Raw genomic sequence first — 19,434 nt, forward strand, 5'->3', positions numbered from 1 at the left:
AACTTGTTCGCGCGAAAAACTTAGCGCCAGCGTCGGGGCGCCAGGACCACACGACTTCGCCGTCCGTGATGTGCGTGCTCGTCAGTCACACCCGTCACGTCCACCGCATCTCACCGCAACGTTCGTGACGATCGCGAGCCGCCCCTCATCTGGGTGAGACGCGCGGGGTTAAATCACTGATTTGCCCGACGGCGAAAGCGGAATGTTTTTTGCGCGAGGACTGGACGGGGCAAATCAGCTTGAAATCGTTGAACAAATTTCCTTGCAAGAAATCGCTCTTGCCGGTTTCAATTCGCCGGCGATTTCGGCCAAACTTGTTCCGCGCGAAACACATGGAAAGTTCAGGGCAGCCGTGGACCACAAGCCTGACGATGAGCGCGTAGTCGCAGACGAAGGTCGCAGCCTGTTGGGCCTCGTGGCGGCGGCCCTCGTTGTTGGGGCCGTCACCGGATGCGTCGGGGCGAACTTCCGCCTCTTGCTCGGGCAGGCCGATCGCTTGCGCGATGCGACCATCGCCTGGGCGCATGGTCACGGCATCTTGGGATTCCTGATTGTCGTGGGCGCATGCGCTGGCGCGACGCTGCTTGCGGCGTGGATGGTGCGGCGGTTCTCGCCGCACGCGTCGGGCAGCGGCATTCCGCATGTCGAAGCTGTTCTGCACGGGCAGGTGCCGCCGGCTCCGTTTATCGTGGTGCCAGTGAAATTCATCGGCGGAATCCTGGCGATCGGTTCCGGGCTGGCGCTGGGCCGCGAAGGGCCGACCGTCCAGATGGGCGCCGGCATCGCGGCCTTCACCGCGCGCGTCGGCCGACTCTGCTGGGCGGACGCCCGCCTGCTGCTGGCGGCCGGCGCCGGCTCCGGGCTGGCGACGGCATTCAACGCGCCGATTGCCGGGCTCGCCTTCATACTCGAAGAGCTGCTGCACAAATTCGAGCGCCGCGTCGCTGTCGCGGCCCTCGCCACGCTGGCCACGGCGATCCCGGTCGCAAGGCTGTTTATCGGCGACGCGCCCGACTTCCAGGTCACCCCACTGAACACTCCGAGCGCGGTATCTGCGCCGCTGTTCCTTGCGCTCGGGGCCGTCGCGGGCCTGCTTGCCGTCGCCTATAACCGCACGCTGCTCGCATTCATGGCTGCTAGCGACCGGTTCGCGCGGCTGCCGATCGAGCTCCGCGCCGGATTGATCGGCGCTAGCGTCGGCATATTGGCCTGGTTCGCGCCCGAGCTGGTCGGGGGCGGCGATCAGATCACGCAGCGCGCGCTGACCGGCCAGGATAGCGCTGCGATCGTCGCCTCCGCATTCCTGATCCGGTTCGCTCTGGGGGCTTTATCATACGCTGCCGCCACTCCCGGCGGGCTCTTCGCGCCCTTGCTGGTGCTGGGAGCCCAGTCCGGGCTGTTGTTCGGAGCAGCCTGCCGCTTTGTATTCCCGGGCCTCGCGATCGAGCCGCATGCATTTGCGTTGGTTGGCATGGCCGCCTTCTTCGCGGGCGTGGTACGGGCGCCGGTGACCGGCATCGTTCTCGTCGCCGAGATGACGGGCAACGTGACGATGCTGCTGCCCATGCTCGGCGCCTGCTTCGTCGCGATGCTGCTGCCCCCGCTGCTGCACAATCCACCGATCTACGATTCCTTGCGCGAACGCACGCTGCGGCTGGAACGGCAAATCAGACGGGAATGAGTGAGTGGAGGGCGGTCGCGCGGAAATGGCTCCGTCATTCCGGGGCGATGCGTTAGCATCGAGCTATGATGTGCAATTGCACATCAGAGAATCCATTCTCCTCCGCTCGCGTCTGCGGCCCGATGGATTCCGGGCTCGTCCTTCGGACGCCCCGGAATGACAGCGGTGTCAATCTGGTGCTGCGTCGAGCGCCGCGAGACGTTCGGCCTCGGCTATATCCTCGACCGTGTTCGCGTTGAAGAAGGGGTCGAGCGGCTCGGTCGGCCAGGTCACAGTGGCGAGCCTGTAGCGGGCGGTCCAGCGGTCGATCTTCCTGACGTCCTCGACGACGAGGGCGTGGCGGAGTTCGTCGCGGAGCGACACGCTCCATAATCCGATCACCGGATGTGACTGATCGCCGGAGGCCGCCACCGCCAATTGCGCGTTCTGCCTCGCCAGCGCGTCGTGGAGGCGTGCGACCAGATCGCGCGGCAGGAAGGGGCAGTCGCCGGCCGCGCTCAGGACCAGCGATACATCGGGGCGGTTTGCCGCCATCCAGTCCAGCGCCGCCAGGATGCCGGCGAGGGGCCCTGGGAAATCGGCGACGCCATCGGCGATCACGGGCAATCCGAATGCGGCAAAGCGTGCGGGATCGCCATTGGCGTTGAGGATCAGGCCATCGCATTGCGGCGCGAGACGCGCGATCACGCGCTCCAGAATCGTGAGGCCGCCGATCGTGCGCATCGGCTTGTCGCCGCCGCCCATGCGCCGCGCGAGGCCGCCGGCCAACAGAACGCCGGGAATTCTAGTCGTCACGCGCTTCGCCCTTGCGTTTGTGGCGCGCGGATTCCTCCTCGACATAGTCGAGGTTCTGGTCGAACACGATGCGCTCCTGGCCTGACAGCGCGATGAAGCGTTTTCCGCGCGTGCGCCCGACCAGCGTCAGGCCGACCTGCCGCGCGAGTTCGACGCCCCAGGCGGTGAAGCCCGAGCGCGACACCAGAATCGGAATGCCCATCCGCACCGTCTTGATCACCATCTCCGAGGTCAGCCGTCCCGTGGTGTAGAGGATCTTGTCGCCGGGGTCGACGCCGTGGCGGTAGATCCAGCCCGCGATCTTGTCGACGGCGTTGTGCCGGCCGACGTCCTCGGTGTAGCAGACCGGCGTGCCCTCCTTGCACAGCACGCAGCCATGGATCGCGCCGGCTTCGAGATAGAGCGAGGGCATGGTGTTGATCGCATGCGTCATCTGGTAGAGCCAGGAGGTGCGCAATTCCGCCTTCGGCAGCGCCACGCTTTCGACCGCTTCCAGCAGATCGCCGAACGCCGTGCCTTGCGCGCAGCCCGAGGTCTGGGTGCGCTTCTTCAGCTTCTGCTCGAAATTGGTGTGGTGCTCGGTGCGCACGACCACCACCTGCAGATCGTCGTCATATTCGACATCGGTGACGACGTCGTCGTATTTGAGCATGTTCTGGTTGAGGAGATAGCCGAGCGCGAGATATTCCGGGTAGTCGCCGATCGTCATCATGGTGACGATCTCCTGCGCGTTCAGGTACAGCGTCAGCGGCCGCTCCATCGGCACCTTGATCTCGACGCTGGCGCCGGTCTGGTCGGTCCCGGTTACGCGCTCGGTCAGGCGCGGGTCGTCCGGATTGGGGACGATCAGGGGAACGCGCGCTTTGTTGATCTTCATCATGGCGGTCAGGTTAGCATGACTTTACCTGCCATCCGATATAAGCATGTCGGAAGCTTAGGGAAATATGGGCCCCGCCCGTCATTGCGAGCGTAAGCGAAGCAATCCATCTGTCCCCGCGGAAACTATGGATTGCTTCGTCGCTTCGCTCCTCGCAATGACGGTGGTGGCGGTTCCGGAGAACAGATTGGCATGAAAAAAGTGATCGGACTCGCGGGCTGGAGCGGCGCCGGCAAGACCACCTTGCTGTCGCGCGTGATTCCGTATCTGCTGGGACAGGGGCTGCGCGTGTCCGTGATCAAGCATGCTCATCACGAGTTCGACGTCGACGTGCCCGGCAAGGATTCCTGGGTGCACCGCCAGGCGGGCGCGACCGAGGTGCTGGTCTCCTCCAGCCGGCGCTGGGCCCTGATGCATGAGCTGCGCGGCGCCCGCGAGCCGCGGTTGGTCGAGCTGCTCGCCAAGATGTCGCAGGTCGATCTCGTTGTCGTCGAAGGCTTCAAGCGCGAGCCGCTGCGCAAGATCGAGGTGCATCGGGCCGCCAACAACAAGCCGCTGCTGTTCCCGGATGATCCCGGCATTGTCGGGATCGCGACCGATGCGGCGATTGAAACCCGGCTGCCGACGGCCCATCTCGATGATGTCACCGCCGTTGCCGCCATGATGCAGCGTGCCGCTGTTTCAGTCGACGAGATCCTGGCAAAGAGCGAGACCTGAATGGCGCAACTGTCCGACGATTGCTTTGCCTCCAGCGGGCCGATGATGTCGGTCGACGAAGCCGTGCGCCTGATCGCAACGCGGGTGACGGCGATAGCTGATATCGAGACCGTCGCGCTTGCGGAGGCCGACGGGCGCATCCTCGCCAATGAGATCCTTGCGCCGCTGCCGCTGCCGCCCTTCACCAACTCCGCTGTCGATGGCTATGCGGTGGCGAGCCGCGATCTTCCCAAAGATTCGGAGCAGGCGTTTCCGATCAGTGGACGGGTGCAGGCGGGCGCCGCGGCGAATGCGCCGATCGAGCCGGGTCATGCGGTGCGCATCTTCACAGGCGCGCCGATGCCAGATGGCGCCGACACTGTGTTCATGCAGGAGGATGTCCGCATCGAAGGTGACAAGGTCGTTCTACCCGCAGGCCTGCAGCCGGGCGCCAATGTGCGGCCCGCGGGCGAAGACATCCCGCTCGGCCACGCCGCGTTGCAGATTGGAAGACGCCTGCGGCCACAGGATGTCGCGCTGGCCGCGGCGTTCGGCTTGACTCGGCTCGACGTGATCAGGCGGATCCGCGTCGCGGTGTTCTCGACCGGCGACGAGCTGGTTTCTCCGGGAGAGCGCCGTGCGCCGCCGCAGCTCTTCGATTCCAACCGCTTCATGCTGATGGCGATGCTGCGGCGGCTCGGCTGCGAAGTCAGCGACCTCGGCATTCTGCGCGACGAGCCTGCGAGCCTCGCACGCGCGCTGAAGGACGTCGCGGGCCACCACGATCTGATCCTCACCACCGGTGGCGTCTCGACTGGCGAGGAGGATCATGTCAAGGCCGGCGTCGAGAGCGTCGGCCGCCTGGTGCTGTGGCGAATGGCGATCAAGCCCGGCCGTCCGGTCGCGATGGGCATCATCGGCGGCACGCCGTTCATCGGCCTGCCCGGCAATCCCGTGGCGAGCTTCGTCACCTTCGTTCACGTGGTGCGGCCAACCATCTTGGCGCTGTCAGGCGGCGCGCCGGAGCCGCTGGTGCCGATGCCGGTCCGCGCCGGATTTACCTACAAGAAGAAGATCGGGCGCCGTGAATATGTTCGCGTCAATCTGCGCACAGCGCCGGATGGCGCGCTCGAAGCCATCAAGTTCCCGCGCGAGGGTGCGGGGCTGTTGTCGTCGCTGGTCGACACCGATGGCCTGGTCGAGCTTGGCGAACACATCACACGCGTCGAACCCGGCCAGACCGTCGGATTCCTGTCCTATGCAAGCCTGATCTGAAGCCGTCGCGTAGCGATTGACGGTATGCGAATGCTTCGCCATGGTCACAAACATGAGCACGACAAAACTTGATCTCACCGGCCTCAAATGTCCGCTGCCCGCGTTGAAGACGCGCAAGGCATTGAAGACGGTTACGCCCGGTGATTTTCTCGAAGTGGTCTGCACCGATCCATTGTCGGTGATTGACATTCCGAATCTGATCCGCGAGACCGGCGACAAGGTCGAGATCACCGAGCGGAGCGAGAGCCGCATCGTGTTTTTGATCGAGAAGACGAATGGGACGATAGAGAAAATGAATGATGCTTCGTCCGCATCGCAACAATAGCCGTGCGTTGCAATAATCGCTCTGGTTGACACCTACCTTTTTCCTATCGACACATTTCAGACCTTCTGTCCCAATTGAATCGCTCCGCAGGCGACGCAGCCGCGGAGCGTCGCTCGGGCACGAGCGATACGGGCAGGCATTTCTTTAACATCACGGCTGACGCTGGCACCGGGCGTATCGTGTCGCGTTGCGGGTTGGGAATTCTCGAGCGCGCTTAGCGATTCCCGGCGCATCGAGGGAATGTCGTGGAGCATGGCTGCTTCGCGACGCTGAACTTTAAGGATGGGATCACACAAGCGAGCACGCTCTCGATTGAAGAGCGGCCGCAGGGAGGATCGGATGACGACGATTAGCAGCACCGGCGCTGTGGCCGGCGCGGGGCTTGGTTTCCTCGACAAGGAGCACACGATTGCGACCGCCGGCTTCAACCGTTGGCTGGTGCCGCCGGCCGCACTCTGCATCCATCTGTGCATCGGCATGGCCTACGGCTTCTCGGTGTTCTGGCTGCCGCTGTCGCGCGCGATCGGATTGAACGCGCCGAAGGCCTGCCCCGATATTTCGCTGTGGCAGGAATTGTTCACCACCACCTGCGACTGGAAGGTGGCGAGTCTCGGGTGGATGTACACGTTGTTCTTCGTGCTGCTCGGCGTGTCCGCTGCGATCTGGGGCGGCTGGCTCGAACGCGTCGGTCCGCGCAAGGCCGGATTCGTCGCGGCGCTGTGTTGGGCCGGCGGCTTGCTGATCGGCGCGCTCGGCGTCTACGTCCATCAGCTCTGGCTGATGTGGCTGGGCGCCGGCGTGATCGGCGGCGTCGGTCTCGGGCTTGGTTACATCTCGCCGGTGTCGACACTGGTGAAATGGTTTCCCGATCGCCGCGGCATGGCGACCGGCATGGCCATCATGGGTTTCGGCGGCGGCGCCATGATCGGCGCGCCGCTCGCCAACCTCTTGATGAACTATTTCAAGACCCCGACCTCGGTCGGCGTCTGGGAAACCTTCCTGGCCATGGGCGTGATCTACTTCGTGTTCATGATGATCGGCGCCTTCCGCTATCGCATCCCGCCGACGGGCTGGCAGCCCGAGGGCTGGAAGCCAAAGGCCAAGGCCAACAAGATGATCTCCACCAACAACGTCCATCTCGACGATGCGCACAAGACGCCGCAGTTTTGGCTGATCTGGTGGGTGCTCTGCCTCAACGTATCAGCAGGCATCGGCGTGATCGGCATGGCCTCGCCGATGCTGCAGGAGATCTTCGCCGGCAAACTGATCGGATTGCCCGACGTCGGCTTCAACCAGCTTGATGCGTCGCAGAAGGCGCAGATCGCCGGCATCGCGGCGGGCTTCGCCGGGCTGTTGTCGCTGTTCAACATCGGCGGCCGTTTCTTCTGGGCGTCGCTGTCGGACAAGATCGGGCGCAAGAACACCTACTATACGTTCTTCCTGCTCGGCATCGCGCTCTATGCGCTGGCGCCGACCTTTGCGGCGATGGGCTCGAAACTGCTGTTCGTGCTCGGCTTCGGCATTATCCTGTCGATGTATGGCGGGGGCTTTGCGACCGTGCCGGCCTATCTCGCCGACATGTTCGGAACGCAGTTCGTCGGCGCCATTCACGGCCGGCTGCTGACGGCGTGGTCGACCGCCGGCATCATCGGCCCGGTCGTGGTGAACTACATCCGCGAGTTCCAGTTAGCTGCCGGCGTTCCGCGCGACCAGCTCTACAACACCACGATGTACATCCTCTGCGCCATGCTGATCGCGGGCCTGATCTGCAATTATCTGGTCAAGCCGGTCGATGCGAAGTGGCACATGAGCGAGGCGGAAGTGGCAAAACTGCAGGCGGCGAGCGCGAGCGCGGAGGCGGCCGGCCCGCATGGTTCCTACGGCATCGGGTTCGGCGGGTTGGATGCCAAGGCCGCGCTGTTCTGGGCCTTTGTCGGCATTCCCTTGGCTTGGGGCGTCTGGAAGACGCTGGAAAGCGCGGTCAAGATCTTCTGATCGGAGCCGGCGCCGCGGGCGATGCTTTCGCTCGCGGCGCCTTTTTTCGTCCATTCAATTCAACGAATAGAACAAGGGAATTTTCTCGATGTTTCGTATCGGAACTGGTGTCGCCGCCGCGCTGTTGATCATGGGTGTACTGACTGCGGCTTCGGCCCAAACCACCACGCCCGCGCCTGCCGCTTCGAGCGAGGTGAAGCCGTCCAGGGTGAAGCTCACGGCCGCGAAGCTGAAGGACATGAAGGCCAAATGGAGCGCCAACAGGGGCAAGCTGAAGGCCTGCCGCCAGGAGGTCAAAGCCAAGGGATTGGCGGGCGACGACCGCTGGTTCTACATCGAGGACTGCATGGGCAAGAGCTGAGGACAGGCTTGTCGCAGGGGAAAAGGGCAGAGGGGGCATGTCGCGGCGCATGCCCCTTAAATGCTTCTTTGGCCGCGATAATTTCCCTATTGGCATCTGGCATGCCAGAGTTTAGAGTTGATCTAAAGAGCGGTAAAGACGAGATGTTTCAATGACTGTCCAAGACGTGCAAGAGGTTCGCGCGTTCGAGCATCCTGGCGCCGGGCGCCGCAAGGCCAAGGCGACGCCGAAGGGACGCCAGATCGATCCGACGGCCGCGCATGACGTCGAGCAATTGCTCGGCGACCAGCCGCGCCGGCGCGATCTGTTGATCGAATTCCTGCACCTGATCCAGGACAAGTACCATCAGATCTCCGCCGCGCATCTCGCCGCGCTCGCGGACGAAATGAGGTTGTCGTTCGCGGAAGTGTTCGAGACCGCGACCTTCTACGCGCATTTCGACGTGGTGAAGGAGGGCCAGCCGGATATCGCGCCGCTCACGATCCGCGTCTGCGATTCGCTCACTTGCGCGATGCTCGGCGGCGAAAGGCTGCTGGAGCAATTGCAGGACTCGGCCGGTCCCGGCATCCGCGTGGTGCGCGCGCCCTGCGTCGGTCTGTGCGATATGGCTCCTGTGGCTGAAGTCGGTCATCACTACGTGATGCGCGCGACCACAACCGAAGTGCTGGCGACGGCTGCGCGTGGCGAGATTGAACCCGATATCCCGACTTATGTCGACTACGATGCCTATGTGAAGGATGGCGGTTACAAGCTGCTGAACGATCTGCGCGCCGGCCGGGTCAGCAAGGAAGACATCCTGAAGGCGCTCGACGATTCCAGCCTGCGCGGGCTCGGCGGCGCAGGCTTTCCTACCGGCCGGAAATGGCGCGCGGTGCTCGGCGAGCCCGGGCCCCGGCTGATGGCAGTCAATGGCGACGAAGGAGAGCCCGGCACCTTCAAGGATCGGTTTTACCTGCTGCGCGATTTGCACCGCTTCCTGGAAGGTACGCTGATCGGCGCGCACGTCGTCGATGCCACAGATGTCTACATTTACATTCGCGACGAATATCCGGCGGCGCTCAAGATCCTGCCCCTCGAACTCGCCAAGCTGCCGCCGGGCGGTCCCACCTTGCACATCCGCCGCGGTGCCGGCGCCTATATCTGCGGCGAGGAATCTTCGCTGCTCGAGAGCATCGAAGGCAAGCGTGGTCTGCCGCGGCACAAGCCGCCCTATCCGTTCCAGGTGGGACTGTTCGGTCAGCCTACCCTGATCAACAATATCGAAACGCTGTTCTGGGTGCGGGACATCGTGGAGAAGGGCGCGGGCTGGTGGAGTTCGCACGGTCGCAACGGTCGTCACGGTCTACGAAGCTATTCGGTCTCCGGCCGCGTCAAGAATCCCGGCGTGAAACTCGCGCCAGCCGGGCTGACGGTGCGTGAATTGATCGACGAATATTGCGGCGGCATGGCTGACGGACACACCTTCCACGCCTATCTGCCGGGCGGTGCCTCCGGCGGCATCCTGCCGGCGACGATGGACGATATCCCGCTCGATTTCGGCACGCTGGAAAAATACGGCTGCTTCATCGGCTCGGCGGCGATCGTGATCCTGTCACAGCATGACAGCGTAAAGGCGGCGGCGCTCAATCTGATGCGCTTCTTCGAGGACGAAAGCTGTGGCCAGTGTACGCCGTGTCGTGTCGGCACGCAGAAGGCGGCGCAACTGATGGAACGTCCGGTGTGGAACCGGGCGCTGCTCGAGGAACTGAGCCAGGCGATGCGCGATGCATCGATCTGTGGCCTCGGTCAGGCCGCCTCGAATCCCCTGACCTCCGTGATTAAATACTTCCCCGACGAGTTCAAGGAAGCTGCGGAATGACGACGATCCAGTTCGAACTCGACGGCAAGCAGGTCGAGGCCAAAGCGGGCGAGACCATCTGGCAAGTGGCAAAACGGCAGGGACAGGAGATCCCGCATCTCTGCTATTCGCCGGCGCCGGACTACCGCCCCGACGGCAATTGCCGCGCCTGCATGGTCGAGATCGAAGGCGAGCGCGTGCTTGCCGCCTCCTGCAAGCGCACGCCGTCCGTCGGCATGAAGGTGAAGACCGCTAGCGCCCGCGCCGTCGCCGCGCAGAAGATGGTGATGGAGCTTCTGGTCGCCGACCAGCCGGCGCGCGAGACCTCGCACGATCCTGATTCAGAGTTCTGGCACTGGGCCGAGAAGACCGGCGTCACCGAGAGCCGCTTCCCGGCGGCGGAGCGCTGGGAGGGCGATTCCAGCCATCCGGCGATGCGCGTCAATCTCGACGCCTGCATCCAGTGCGGCCTGTGCGTGCGCGCCTGCCGCGAGGTGCAGGTCAATGACGTCATCGGCATGGCCTATCGCAATGCCGACGCCAAGATCGTGTTCGATTTCGACGATCCGATGGGCGAGTCCACCTGCGTCGCCTGCGGCGAATGCGTGCAGGCCTGCCCGACCGGCGCGCTGATGCCCGCCGTGATGCTGGACGAGAAGCAGACCCGCGTCACCTATCCCGATCGCAAGGTGGATTCGCTTTGCCCGTTCTGCGGCGTCGGCTGCCAGGTGACCTATCAGGTCAAGGACGAGAAGGTGATCTACGCGGAGGGGCGCGACGGCCCGGCCAATCACAACCGGCTCTGCGTCAAGGGCCGCTTCGGATTCGACTATATTCATCATCCGCATCGTCTGACAAAACCGCTGGTGCGGTTGCCGAACGCCAAGAAGGACGCCAACGACCAGGTCGATCCGGCCAATCCGTTCACGCATTTCCGCGAGGCAAGCTGGGAAGAGGCGCTCGATATCGCCGCGCGCGGTCTCGTCAAGATCCGTGACGAGAAGGGCGTGAAAGCGCTCGCCGGCTTCGGTTCGGCGAAAGGATCGAACGAGGAAGCCTATCTGTTCCAGAAGCTGGTGCGCACCGGCTTCGGCTCCAACAATGTCGACCACTGCACGCGGCTGTGCCACGCCTCATCGGTCGCGGCGCTGACGGAGGGATTGAATTCCGGCGCGGTCTCGGCGCCGTTCTCGGCGGCGATGGATGCCGAGGTGATCATCGTGATCGGCGCCAACCCGACCGTGAACCATCCGGTGGCCGCGACCTATATCAAGAACGCTGCCAAGCGCGGCGCGAAACTGATCGTGATAGATCCGCGGCTGCAGTCGTTGTCGCGCCACGCCACCAAGCATCTCGCCTTCAAGCCGGGAAGCGACGTTGCGATGCTGAACGCGATGATCAACACGATCATCACCGAGGGCCTGACCGACGATCAGTATATCGCCGGCTACACCGAAGGTTTCGACGAGCTGAAGGCCAAGATCGCGGACTTCACGCCGGAGAAGATGGAGCCGATCTGCGGCATCCCGGCCGACACCTTGCGCGAAGTGGCGCGGCTCTACGCCCGCGCAAAGTCGTCGATCATCTTCTGGGGCATGGGCATCAGCCAGCATGTCCATGGCACCGACAATGCGCGCTGCCTGATCGCACTGGCGCTGATCACCGGCCAGGTCGGCCGTCCCGGCACCGGCCTGCATCCGTTGCGCGGCCAGAACAATGTGCAGGGCGCCTCCGACGCCGGCCTGATCCCGATGTTCCTGCCGGACTACCAGCCGGTCGGCCGCGTCGACCTGCGCGGCAAGTTCGAGGAGCTCTGGCAGAAGAGCCTCGACCCGGTCCGCGGCCTGACCGTGGTCGAGATCATGAACGCGATCCATGCCGGCGAAATCCACGGCATGTATATCGAGGGCGAAAATCCCGCGATGTCCGATCCCGATCTGCAGCATGCGCGGGAAGCGCTTGCCATGCTCGATCATCTCGTGGTGCAGGACCTCTTCGTCACCGAGACCGCGTTCCATGCCGACGTGATCCTGCCGGCCTCCGCCTTTGCGGAGAAGTCCGGCACCTTCACCAACACCGACCGCCGCGTGCAGCTCGCGCGCGAGGTGATCAAGCCGCCGGGCGACGCGCGGCAGGATCTCTGGATCATCCAGGAGATCGGAAAGCGCATGGGCTTGCCGTGGAATTACAGTGGCCCGGCCGATGTCTTCGCCGAGATGACGGAGGTGATGCCGTCGTTGAATAACATCACCTGGGAGCGTCTCGTGCGCGAGGGCGCGGTGACCTATCCGGTCGACGACCCGCACAAGCCCGGCAACGAGATCATCTTCACCACCGGCTTCCCGACCGCGAACGGCCGCGGTAAGATCGTGCCGGCGCATGTCATCCCGCCGGATGAACTGCCCGACGCCGAATATCCGATGGTGCTCTCGACCGGCCGCGTGCTGGAGCACTGGCACACGGGATCGATGACCCGCCGCGCATCCGTACTCGACCAGATCGAGCCGGAGGCGGTCGCCTTCATGTCGCCGAAGGACATGCGGCGCATGCAGCTCTGGCCCGGCGATTTCATCCGGCTGCAGACGCGCCGCGGCGCCGTCGAGGTCAAGGTGCGGTCCGACCGCGACGTGCCGGAAAACATGGTGTTCATGCCGTTCTGCTACGCGGAAGCCGCGGCCAACCTCTTGACCAATCCCGCGCTCGATCCGTTCGGCAAGATTCCGGAATTCAAGTTCTGCGCCGTGCGCGCGGAAAAGGCCGAACTCCGCTCGGCCGCGGAGTAGGCGCTGCTGCTACCCCGCAACCTTAGGGTATCACCTTCTGATAGATTGCGGACTGTCGATCTCAACCAGGCCAGTAGAGGTCGAACAATTTAGGACACCCGCAGATTCAATTTGAGACACTGGTTGGGACATTTGGGCTCAAATACGGACAGCACCCCTTCCTCATATAGAAACTGATCACCCCTAGCAGCAGGCGCCAAAGCTATCTGGCTCGACGCTTAGAGCATGATGACTTTTCTTCGAATCGTCATCCCGCTCTAGCTCTTTGTTTGAGCATGATCTTTTTCGGAAAACCGGTCTCCACTTTTCCGGATCATGCTCTAGCGCCAACAGCCGACGTCGGATGCCCAGAGCCCCTGACCGAGGTGATGCGCTAACCGTCGCACTATCACGATCGAAGAAAGCGCGGCCGCTATGGCTATGGTGCGGCGAGCTTTGGCGCCGTTCCCTGAAACTCTCGGGCTCTGCTTTCACGGAACGACACCAGGCGGCGCTGAGCCTCGTCCCACAGCACAAGCCTTACGCACCGAAAGCTCTGCAGGAGCGTTATGTGACCGACCTCGCGCAGTTCCGGGTGGTCGCGCAACACGCGCGGCAGCTGGTAAAAGGGAATACGACTGCAAAGATGGTGCACGTGGTGGATGCCGATGTTGGCTGTGAACCAGCGCAGCAATACCGGAAGATCGTAATGTGAGCTGCCGTATAGGGCGGCCTGATGCAGATTCCAGCGCTCGTCGCGCTCCCACGCGGTTTGCTCAAATTGATGTTGCACATAGAACAGCCATACGCCGGTCGTGGCGGCGAGCAGCATGATCGGAAGATGCACGAGCAGGAACGCCTTAATGCCGATGAGCCATGTGAGCGCGGCGGCGATCACGGCAATGGCGAGATTGGTCGCCATTGTGCTGGTCCAAGGCTGCCAACCGTCGCGCATGAGGCCGACCGGGAGACGGTGTTGCAGGAGAAACAGATAGGCTGGTCCGACCACGAACATGACCAGTGGGTGGCGGTAAAGTCTGTATTTCAGACGGCCCCACCACGAACGGGCCTGGTATTCGCGAACTGTCAGGGTATCGATATCGCCGATACCGCGGCGGTCGAGGTTGCCGGTGGTGGCATGATGGATCGCATGCGTGCGGCGCCACCAGTCGTAAGGCGTCAGCGTGAGCACGCCAATGACGCGGCCGACCCAGTCGTTCGCCAGACGATCGGCGAAAAAGGTGCCATGGCCGCAGTCGTGCTGGATCATGAACAGGCGCAAGAGAAAGCCGGCGGCTGGAATCGCGATAAGCAATGAAGCCCAAGCATAGCCAAGGGAGAACGTGAACCAAGCTGCCGTCCATAACGTCACGAGCGGCAAAGCCGTGATCACCAACTCGGCAACGCTGCGCACGTGATTTGGCGTCCGATAGCCGCCCAGAATGCTCGTCCAACGCCGAGTGTCGGGCGTCGCCAGACCTGAGTTATGTTTAATGCTCAAGTGATGATATCCGAGGCCTGCCGATCGCGCGCTGCTTCGGCGCAGCCGCAATGATTGCGGCCAAATAAAAAATCCCGCGTGCCGACGGATCGGCCGCGGGACTCCGAAACCACAAGCTCTGCCAATACATCCGTGGTCAGAGCAGCATGGCCCTTCACGCAGTCGCTCAGACAGCGCGCAGATTTTCAGCGGCAGATTTGCCGGTCCGGCGGTCTGCGACGATGTCAAAGCTGACATTTTGCCCCTCATTGAGGGTGCTCATGCCGGCGCGTTCAACCGCGCTGATATGAACAAAGACGTCATTGCCGCCATCGGCGGGCTGAATGAAGCCGAAGCCCTTTTGGCTGTTAAACCACTTCACAATTCCTGTAGTCACGGAGAATGTCCTTTCACTGACAACGTACACGTAAGACTTAGCCGCCGAGGGATCGGAATCCTTCGTCGGCTGATCGATTTTGGAGAAGGGGTCTGAAACGTGCGCGCCTGTCAGTAACGAGGCGAAGCGGCCCAGGTCGTTCGGCCAAGTGTCGATTAGCATCATATATGGACACGAATTGGAGTGACGTCAAGGTCTGCAGGCCTTTGCCTTGCCCGATGTCCGCTTTTGGGTCTTGTCTGTGCAAGACATGGTCGATCAAAACTCGCCGCCTTCGTTAACCCGAACACCCCAACTCGCCTTGTGCAAAGTCAAACCACAGCGGGTTCTCGATGGGATGCCGATATCCCCTTGTGCATCAGCCCTGCCGCGTCCTTTGGAACTAATTTTGGAAGTCGATACTGCGCAAGATAATGCCCGGAGGAGTGCCTTCGAACTCCATTGCAAGGAATTTGCGAGCGGCACGCTCTTCAATCCGATCGCGGAGTCCGATGAATTGGGCCTCACGCTGGTTCGGCTGGGACCGCGCCGCCCTTTCCAGATGGTGGCCTTACTTCGAGGCTTTGGTGATCTTGTGCTCCAAGTGGCCGGTCTCATGATCACGGCGGAGTTGGCTCAACGATGTCTCGTTCAGCTTAAGGAGAACCTCGCGGAGCTTCTCGGTGTCGGGATAGCCAGCTGCGAAACTCTGGCCGTACACCTTGCGCAACGTGCGAATAAGGGTGTTTCCGTGTTTGGCGCTGATTTCTCCGTCCTTGTTGCGGTGGCGATTGTCAAGAGTTGCCTTGCTCATGCTGCCCTCCATTGTGCCCGCGCGGACAGCATCCACCCGCCGAGACCAAATCGCAACAACGCGTGCTCGGGAAATGCACTTTGCACTGCATAGCTTTTGGTAGCAGCGGGCGCTTGGCTCGAGGAGCGCTTGTTTAACTCGTCCAGCCTCCGTTCAATGCGACCACGGACACTAAAAGCATGTTCGGGACGTATTAGGTCAACGTTACTGACGCGCTTCTGCCCTCCTTAAGACCGCGAAGCCGACCGCCGCAGCGCTCGTTCTTGCTTTCACGGGCCTGGGCCGGAGGGCAACAGGATGCATTGCATTACAGCATGCTCCACGCTAGAGCAGCCGTAACTTTTAGAGGTAGACACATGTCATATGCCTACAAACTGAATGAAGACGTTCACCACCAGCCCCAAGGTCCACGAGGACGTGCCTCCACTGAGGCACCAATGATTTACACCATCGTTCAACTTATGCCCATCGAGGCAGATGGACGTCTTAGATACCGCATCAAGAGCAAGTCGGATAATATAGAGCGTGTCGTTACGGAAGATCAGCTTTCGTATTCTCAGTGATTTAGCGCGCTTGATGACGGTAGGAGCCTAGTCGTGCTGAATGATCGAGAAAATATCCTGCGGGCGCTCCGCGAGAAACCGCTCAAAGTTCACGAGGTCATGAAACGCGCCAATGTCGTGAATGAAGAAGCTTGCCAATCCCTCCTGTTGAAAATGCGAGACGAAGGCCTGGTGAAGTTCGATATCCACAAAGGGCGATGGCTCATCGGATGATTCGTGAAATTGCGGGCGACCGTCCAGCGTTGATCACAGAAGACTCGCTGCGGCGATTAGGAACACGCTCAGACTTGAAGAATTGAGCGTCCCGCAGCCCCCGACGGCAACAGATCAGCCGCGACGATTCTTCCTTGCCTTCTTTCCGGGTGCGGCTTTCGCAGGCGACGTGTTTGCCGGCTGCCGTTGTCCAGCATGGCCGGACTTGTTCCGGTGTTTCTTTTTCTTCCCGAAACCCGGCTCGCCGCCAAATTTCGACCCGCTTTCGCGGTGAGGCTTGCCGCGTTGCTTCGGTCCTGCCGCGTCACGAGCATTGTCGCTTCGACGAGCATTGTGATCGGAGTCGCCGGCTTCGCGCCAAGGCGAGTGTGACTGCTTTTCCGAACGTGCCTGACCTGGGGGAGTGTCTGCCAGCGGCTCGATGCGGATGTTGTCTTCCTTATCCGGACGTCGGATCTTGGCGGCGAAGGATCCTGCGACCCGCTCGGAAATTTCGAACTCGGTGGTGGTGTCCAGAATCCGGATGGCGCCAATGTCACGCTTGTCGATGCCGCCACGACGGCAAATCATCGGCAAGAGCCAGCGCGCTTCCGCATTCTTTTTTCGTCCGATGGTAGCCCGGAACCATACGCTGGCTTCCGCCATTCCGTGACGCGACGATGATCTTCCCGTTTTCGATCGGGGCGCGGTGGGGCGTTCATCGCCGCGCGATGTCCGAATGTGTTCTCGACCGCGGTCGTCACGAGGTCGGCTGCGATCCTGGCCGGGATCGAGAATGTCTTCGGGCGAAGGAAGCCGCGCGCGATAAAGCCGCGCGAGCGCCGCCGCGATGTCCTCAACCGACCGCTCGGCAAGCAATGCCCGCGCCAGCACCAGATCGTCGGCGGTCGTTTCCTCGGTGAACACCGCATCCTGCAGCATGCGTTCATGATCGAGCTTGCGGATTTCATCGGCCTGAGGAGCCGTGCCCCAGACGGCATCAATGCCAGCCAGATTCAGCAGCAATTCCGCGCGCCGTTTTCGGGCGGGCGGCACCAGCAGGATGCTCACACCCTTGCGGCCCGCACGGCCGGTGCGGCCCGAGCGGTGCTGCATGACCTCCGCGTCCTTTGGCAGATCGGCATGAATGACGAGGTCGAGGCTTGGCAGGTCGATGCCGCGCGCCGCCACGTCGGTTGCTACGCAGACGCGGGAACGTCCGTCGCGCAACGCCTGCAGCGCCAGGGTTCGCTCGTTCTGCGTCATTTCACCGGAGAGAGCGACCACGGAAAACCCACGCTCCAGCAGCGCCGCCTGCAAATGCCTGACCGCATCTCTTGTGTTGCAAAACACAAGTGCGCTCGGCGATTCGAAAAAGCGCAATACGTTGACGACCGCGTGCTCGACATCATCAGGAGCGATCCGGATGGCGCGGTACTCGATATCGGCATGACCGCCTTCGTCGCCCGCGACCTCGATCCGAAAGGCCTGTCGCTGGTACTGCTTTGCCAGCGCAACGATGCCGCGCGGAAAAGTCGCCGAGAACAACAACGTGCGGCGCGTGTCGGGCGTGGTCTTGAGGATGAATTCCATATCCTCGCGAAAACCGAGATTGAGCATTTCATCGGCCTCGTCGAGGACGACAGCCTTTAATTCCGAGATGTCGAGATGGCCGCGCCGCAAGTGATCGCACAATCGGCCGGGCGTCCCGACCACGATGTGAGCGCCCGCTGCAAGCTCGCGCTGTTCGCGGCGCGGATCCATGCCGCCGACGCAGGAGACGACGCGCGCATCCGCGTATTGATAAAGCCACGCGAGTTCGCGATGGACCTGCAAGGCGAGTTCGCGCGTTGGCGCGACGATCAAGGCAAGCGGCGCGGCAGCCCGCTGAAACCGCTCGTCCCTGCCCAGAAGATTCTTTGCAATTGCCAGCCCGTAAGCGACGGTCTTGCCCGAGCCTGTTTGGGCCGAAACGAGAAGGTCGCGGTCGACAGCCTCTTCCGCAAGCACGGCGACCTGAACAGGGGTCGGCCGATCGTAGCTGCGCTCGGCTAAAGCTCGGGCGAGCGGCGGACTTGTGGTCGGGAATGACACGAGATGGAAACCTTTGTTGGCTCAGGCGCAGAACGTCGAGCCGAGTGACTTGAAGCTGCGTGCCCGGCAGACGGCACAGCCGCGCGCGTGGCGATTTGATTCAGATGCTTTACGCCAAGAGAAGCCAAATCACCATGGCCCCGTATGCCACATCGCATTGGCGGACGCAGAGAGAAGCCCCGCCGGCCTGCCCGAACCTACTACATCCAGCATGTTGGAGCCCTTTCGCCGCATATTGAGGGCCTTTACGAATGTCGAGGGAAACTGTTAATGCCGGGGCTCGGCCAAGAACTAGCGTTTGGCCGGATGCCTGTGCTTCAAATTAGCCTACACAACTTGCTACGATCGCTGCGTTCGCTGGTGGCGCGCCGGTGCGGCGGGCAAAGTATCCTCCACGCCAGACCATTCTTCATCGCCGAGGTCGGCAATCGCTTCCTTGATCTCGGCCTTGGCCGCGTCGTTCAACTGGACGATCGGCAGGCGCGTATTCGGCCGGATCAGCCCAAGCAGCGACAGCGCGTATTTCAGCGCCGCCGGATGCTTGGCGGCGAGCAGCCCGGCAATCGGGACCAGGCGGCTGAACAGATACCTGGCCGATTGCAGCCGTCCTTCCCTAAGGCTTGCAAGAACCGCCTGGCACAGTTCCGGCACGAGGTTCGCCACCGCGGAGATGCAACCATGACCGCCGGCGGCCATGAACGGCAGCGCGGTCAAGTCATCGCCTGACAGCAAGCGGAAATGCGGCGGCAACGACGTCCGTATGTGGACCAGGCGTCCGACGTCGCCGCTGCTGTCGCGCAATCCGATGAACTGCTCGGATTCAGCGAGGCGATTAAGCGTTGCGTCGGAGATTTCGCGAAGGGTGCGCGAGGGAACGTCGTGCAGGATGACCGGAAGCGCGGTCGCCTCGGCAACCGCGCGGAAATGCGCGTAGATACCTGACTGCATTGGCTTGTTGTAATAGGGAACGACCGACAGCACGGCGTCGGCACCGGCGACCTCGGCATGCCGCGTCAGTTCGACCGCGCGATCCGTGGCGTTGGATCCGGCGCCGGCGATGACGCAGACGCGGCCACGCGCAATCTCGACGGCGTGGCGAACGAGGCCAGCCTTCTCTCCCGTCGTCAGGGTCGGCGCCTCGCCCGTGGTCTCGCCGACCACGATCGCGCTGGCCCCGGATGCGATCTGACGCTCGCATAGCTGAGCAAAGGCGTCGAAATCGACTTCACCATCCTCACCGAACGGTGTCGGAAGGTCGGGGACATAGCCTGTGAGCCAGTCGGGTTTCATGTTGTCGTCCTTCGGAATAGG

General features: G+C 62.5%; 17 protein-coding genes and 1 pseudogene. 9 read left to right on the top strand and 9 right to left on the bottom strand.

What is annotated here, in order from left to right; genetic code table 11:
* Positions 1–145: 145 nt before the first annotated feature.
* Entirely contained in the window at positions 146–526 is a 381-nt protein-coding gene (locus OZ411_RS17120) for a hypothetical protein (RefSeq protein WP_282528962.1), read from the bottom strand.
* Here OZ411_RS17120 and clcA point away from each other — a divergent pair.
* The gene (clcA, locus tag OZ411_RS17125; RefSeq protein WP_282528956.1) at positions 416–1,681 is read left to right on the top strand and encodes a H(+)/Cl(-) exchange transporter ClcA; all 1,266 of its coding nucleotides are present in this window, start codon (positions 416–418) and stop codon (positions 1,679–1,681) included. The two genes, OZ411_RS17120 and clcA, sit on opposite strands and share 111 nt — an antisense overlap.
* A gap of 168 nt (positions 1,682–1,849) precedes the next feature.
* Here clcA and mobA read toward each other — a convergent pair whose 3' ends face one another.
* Both mobA and OZ411_RS17135 read right to left on the bottom strand, forming a co-directional pair.
* Positions 1,850–2,521 (bottom strand): molybdenum cofactor guanylyltransferase MobA, encoded by a 672-nt coding sequence (gene mobA / locus OZ411_RS17130; protein ID WP_282528896.1) that lies wholly within the window; start codon positions 2,519–2,521, stop codon positions 1,850–1,852.
* Complete coding sequence (locus tag OZ411_RS17135; protein ID WP_282528897.1) at positions 2,466–3,356, bottom strand: formate dehydrogenase accessory sulfurtransferase FdhD; 891 nt, start codon at positions 3,354–3,356, stop codon at positions 2,466–2,468. Before OZ411_RS17135 ends, mobA begins: the two co-directional genes overlap by 56 nt.
* Positions 3,357–3,545: 189 nt before the next feature.
* Between OZ411_RS17135 and mobB the strand changes: the two genes are divergently transcribed.
* From mobB to fdhF, 7 genes are all read left to right on the top strand, one after another.
* Complete coding sequence (mobB, locus tag OZ411_RS17140; RefSeq protein WP_282528898.1) at positions 3,546–4,070, top strand: molybdopterin-guanine dinucleotide biosynthesis protein B; 525 nt, start codon at positions 3,546–3,548, stop codon at positions 4,068–4,070.
* Complete coding sequence (gene glp, locus OZ411_RS17145; protein ID WP_282528899.1) at positions 4,071–5,324, top strand: gephyrin-like molybdotransferase Glp; 1,254 nt, start codon at positions 4,071–4,073, stop codon at positions 5,322–5,324.
* Positions 5,325–5,376: 52 nt separating this feature from the next.
* Positions 5,377–5,649, top strand: coding sequence for a sulfurtransferase TusA family protein (locus OZ411_RS17150; RefSeq protein ID WP_282528900.1), 273 nt, complete (start codon positions 5,377–5,379; stop codon positions 5,647–5,649).
* A gap of 339 nt (positions 5,650–5,988) precedes the next feature.
* Positions 5,989–7,644 carry an OFA family MFS transporter gene (locus OZ411_RS17155; protein ID WP_282528901.1) on the top strand — a complete coding sequence of 552 codons (1,656 nt, stop codon included), beginning with the start codon at positions 5,989–5,991 and terminating at the stop codon, positions 7,642–7,644.
* Positions 7,645–7,732: 88 nt separating this feature from the next.
* Complete coding sequence (locus OZ411_RS17160; protein WP_282528902.1) at positions 7,733–8,005, top strand: hypothetical protein; 273 nt, start codon at positions 7,733–7,735, stop codon at positions 8,003–8,005.
* 151 nt (positions 8,006–8,156) lie between these two features.
* The gene (locus OZ411_RS17165; RefSeq protein WP_282528903.1) at positions 8,157–9,863 is read left to right on the top strand and encodes an NADH-ubiquinone oxidoreductase-F iron-sulfur binding region domain-containing protein; all 1,707 of its coding nucleotides are present in this window, start codon (positions 8,157–8,159) and stop codon (positions 9,861–9,863) included.
* Positions 9,860–12,625, top strand: a complete 2,766-nt coding sequence (gene fdhF, locus OZ411_RS17170; protein WP_282528904.1) for a formate dehydrogenase subunit alpha — start codon at positions 9,860–9,862, stop codon at positions 12,623–12,625. The genes OZ411_RS17165 and fdhF overlap by 4 nt, the downstream gene beginning before the upstream one ends.
* A gap of 418 nt (positions 12,626–13,043) precedes the next feature.
* Here the strand turns inward: fdhF and OZ411_RS17175 are convergent, their stop codons facing one another.
* The 4 genes and pseudogenes from OZ411_RS17175 to OZ411_RS17190 form a co-directional block, all read right to left on the bottom strand.
* Positions 13,044–14,105, bottom strand: a complete 1,062-nt coding sequence (locus OZ411_RS17175) for a fatty acid desaturase (RefSeq protein WP_282528905.1) — start codon at positions 14,103–14,105, stop codon at positions 13,044–13,046.
* A gap of 166 nt (positions 14,106–14,271) precedes the next feature.
* Positions 14,272–14,481 (bottom strand): cold-shock protein, encoded by a 210-nt coding sequence (locus tag OZ411_RS17180; RefSeq protein WP_130581396.1) that lies wholly within the window; start codon positions 14,479–14,481, stop codon positions 14,272–14,274.
* Positions 14,482–14,863: 382 nt separating this feature from the next.
* Positions 14,864–15,022: pseudogene (locus OZ411_RS17185) on the bottom strand (DUF1488 domain-containing protein); the annotation flags it as partial.
* A gap of 9 nt (positions 15,023–15,031) precedes the next feature.
* Positions 15,032–15,274 (bottom strand): hypothetical protein, encoded by a 243-nt coding sequence (locus OZ411_RS17190; protein WP_028166547.1) that lies wholly within the window; start codon positions 15,272–15,274, stop codon positions 15,032–15,034.
* A gap of 596 nt (positions 15,275–15,870) precedes the next feature.
* Between OZ411_RS17190 and OZ411_RS17195 the strand changes: the two genes are divergently transcribed.
* The gene (locus OZ411_RS17195; RefSeq protein ID WP_130581394.1) at positions 15,871–16,050 is read left to right on the top strand and encodes a hypothetical protein; all 180 of its coding nucleotides are present in this window, start codon (positions 15,871–15,873) and stop codon (positions 16,048–16,050) included.
* A gap of 114 nt (positions 16,051–16,164) precedes the next feature.
* Here the strand turns inward: OZ411_RS17195 and OZ411_RS17200 are convergent, their stop codons facing one another.
* Together OZ411_RS17200 and dapA are read right to left on the bottom strand one after the other, a co-directional pair.
* Positions 16,165–18,123: a DEAD/DEAH box helicase gene (locus tag OZ411_RS17200; RefSeq protein ID WP_282528906.1), complete on the bottom strand. Its 1,959-nt coding sequence runs from the start codon at positions 18,121–18,123 to the stop codon at positions 16,165–16,167.
* 339 nt (positions 18,124–18,462) lie between these two features.
* Positions 18,463–19,413, bottom strand: coding sequence for a 4-hydroxy-tetrahydrodipicolinate synthase (gene dapA / locus OZ411_RS17205; protein ID WP_282528907.1), 951 nt, complete (start codon positions 19,411–19,413; stop codon positions 18,463–18,465).
* Between the last annotated feature and the right edge of the window lie 21 nt (positions 19,414–19,434).

The organism is Bradyrhizobium sp. Arg237L (assembly GCF_029990105.1).
GTDB lineage: Bacteria > Pseudomonadota > Alphaproteobacteria > Rhizobiales > Xanthobacteraceae > Bradyrhizobium.

Excerpts from the sequence above, each read along its gene's own strand:
- mobA (WP_282528896.1), bottom strand. The coding sequence starts at position 2,521 with ATGTCGAGGAGGAATCCGCGCGCCACAAACGCAAGGGCGAAGCGCGTG.
- OZ411_RS17135 (WP_282528897.1), bottom strand. The coding sequence starts at position 3,356 with ATGATGAAGATCAACAAAGCGCGCGTTCCCCTGATCGTCCCCAATCCG.
- OZ411_RS17120 (WP_282528962.1), bottom strand. The coding sequence starts at position 526 with ATGCGCCCAGGCGATGGTCGCATCGCGCAAGCGATCGGCCTGCCCGAG.
- glp (WP_282528899.1), top strand. The coding sequence starts at position 4,071 with ATGGCGCAACTGTCCGACGATTGCTTTGCCTCCAGCGGGCCGATGATG.
- mobB (WP_282528898.1), top strand. The coding sequence starts at position 3,546 with ATGAAAAAAGTGATCGGACTCGCGGGCTGGAGCGGCGCCGGCAAGACC.
- OZ411_RS17165 (WP_282528903.1), top strand. The coding sequence starts at position 8,157 with ATGACTGTCCAAGACGTGCAAGAGGTTCGCGCGTTCGAGCATCCTGGC.
- OZ411_RS17150 (WP_282528900.1), top strand. The coding sequence starts at position 5,377 with ATGAGCACGACAAAACTTGATCTCACCGGCCTCAAATGTCCGCTGCCC.
- OZ411_RS17190 (WP_028166547.1), bottom strand. The coding sequence starts at position 15,274 with ATGAGCAAGGCAACTCTTGACAATCGCCACCGCAACAAGGACGGAGAA.
- OZ411_RS17155 (WP_282528901.1), top strand. The coding sequence starts at position 5,989 with ATGACGACGATTAGCAGCACCGGCGCTGTGGCCGGCGCGGGGCTTGGT.
- fdhF (WP_282528904.1), top strand. The coding sequence starts at position 9,860 with ATGACGACGATCCAGTTCGAACTCGACGGCAAGCAGGTCGAGGCCAAA.
- dapA (WP_282528907.1), bottom strand. The coding sequence starts at position 19,413 with ATGAAACCCGACTGGCTCACAGGCTATGTCCCCGACCTTCCGACACCG.
- OZ411_RS17160 (WP_282528902.1), top strand. The coding sequence starts at position 7,733 with ATGTTTCGTATCGGAACTGGTGTCGCCGCCGCGCTGTTGATCATGGGT.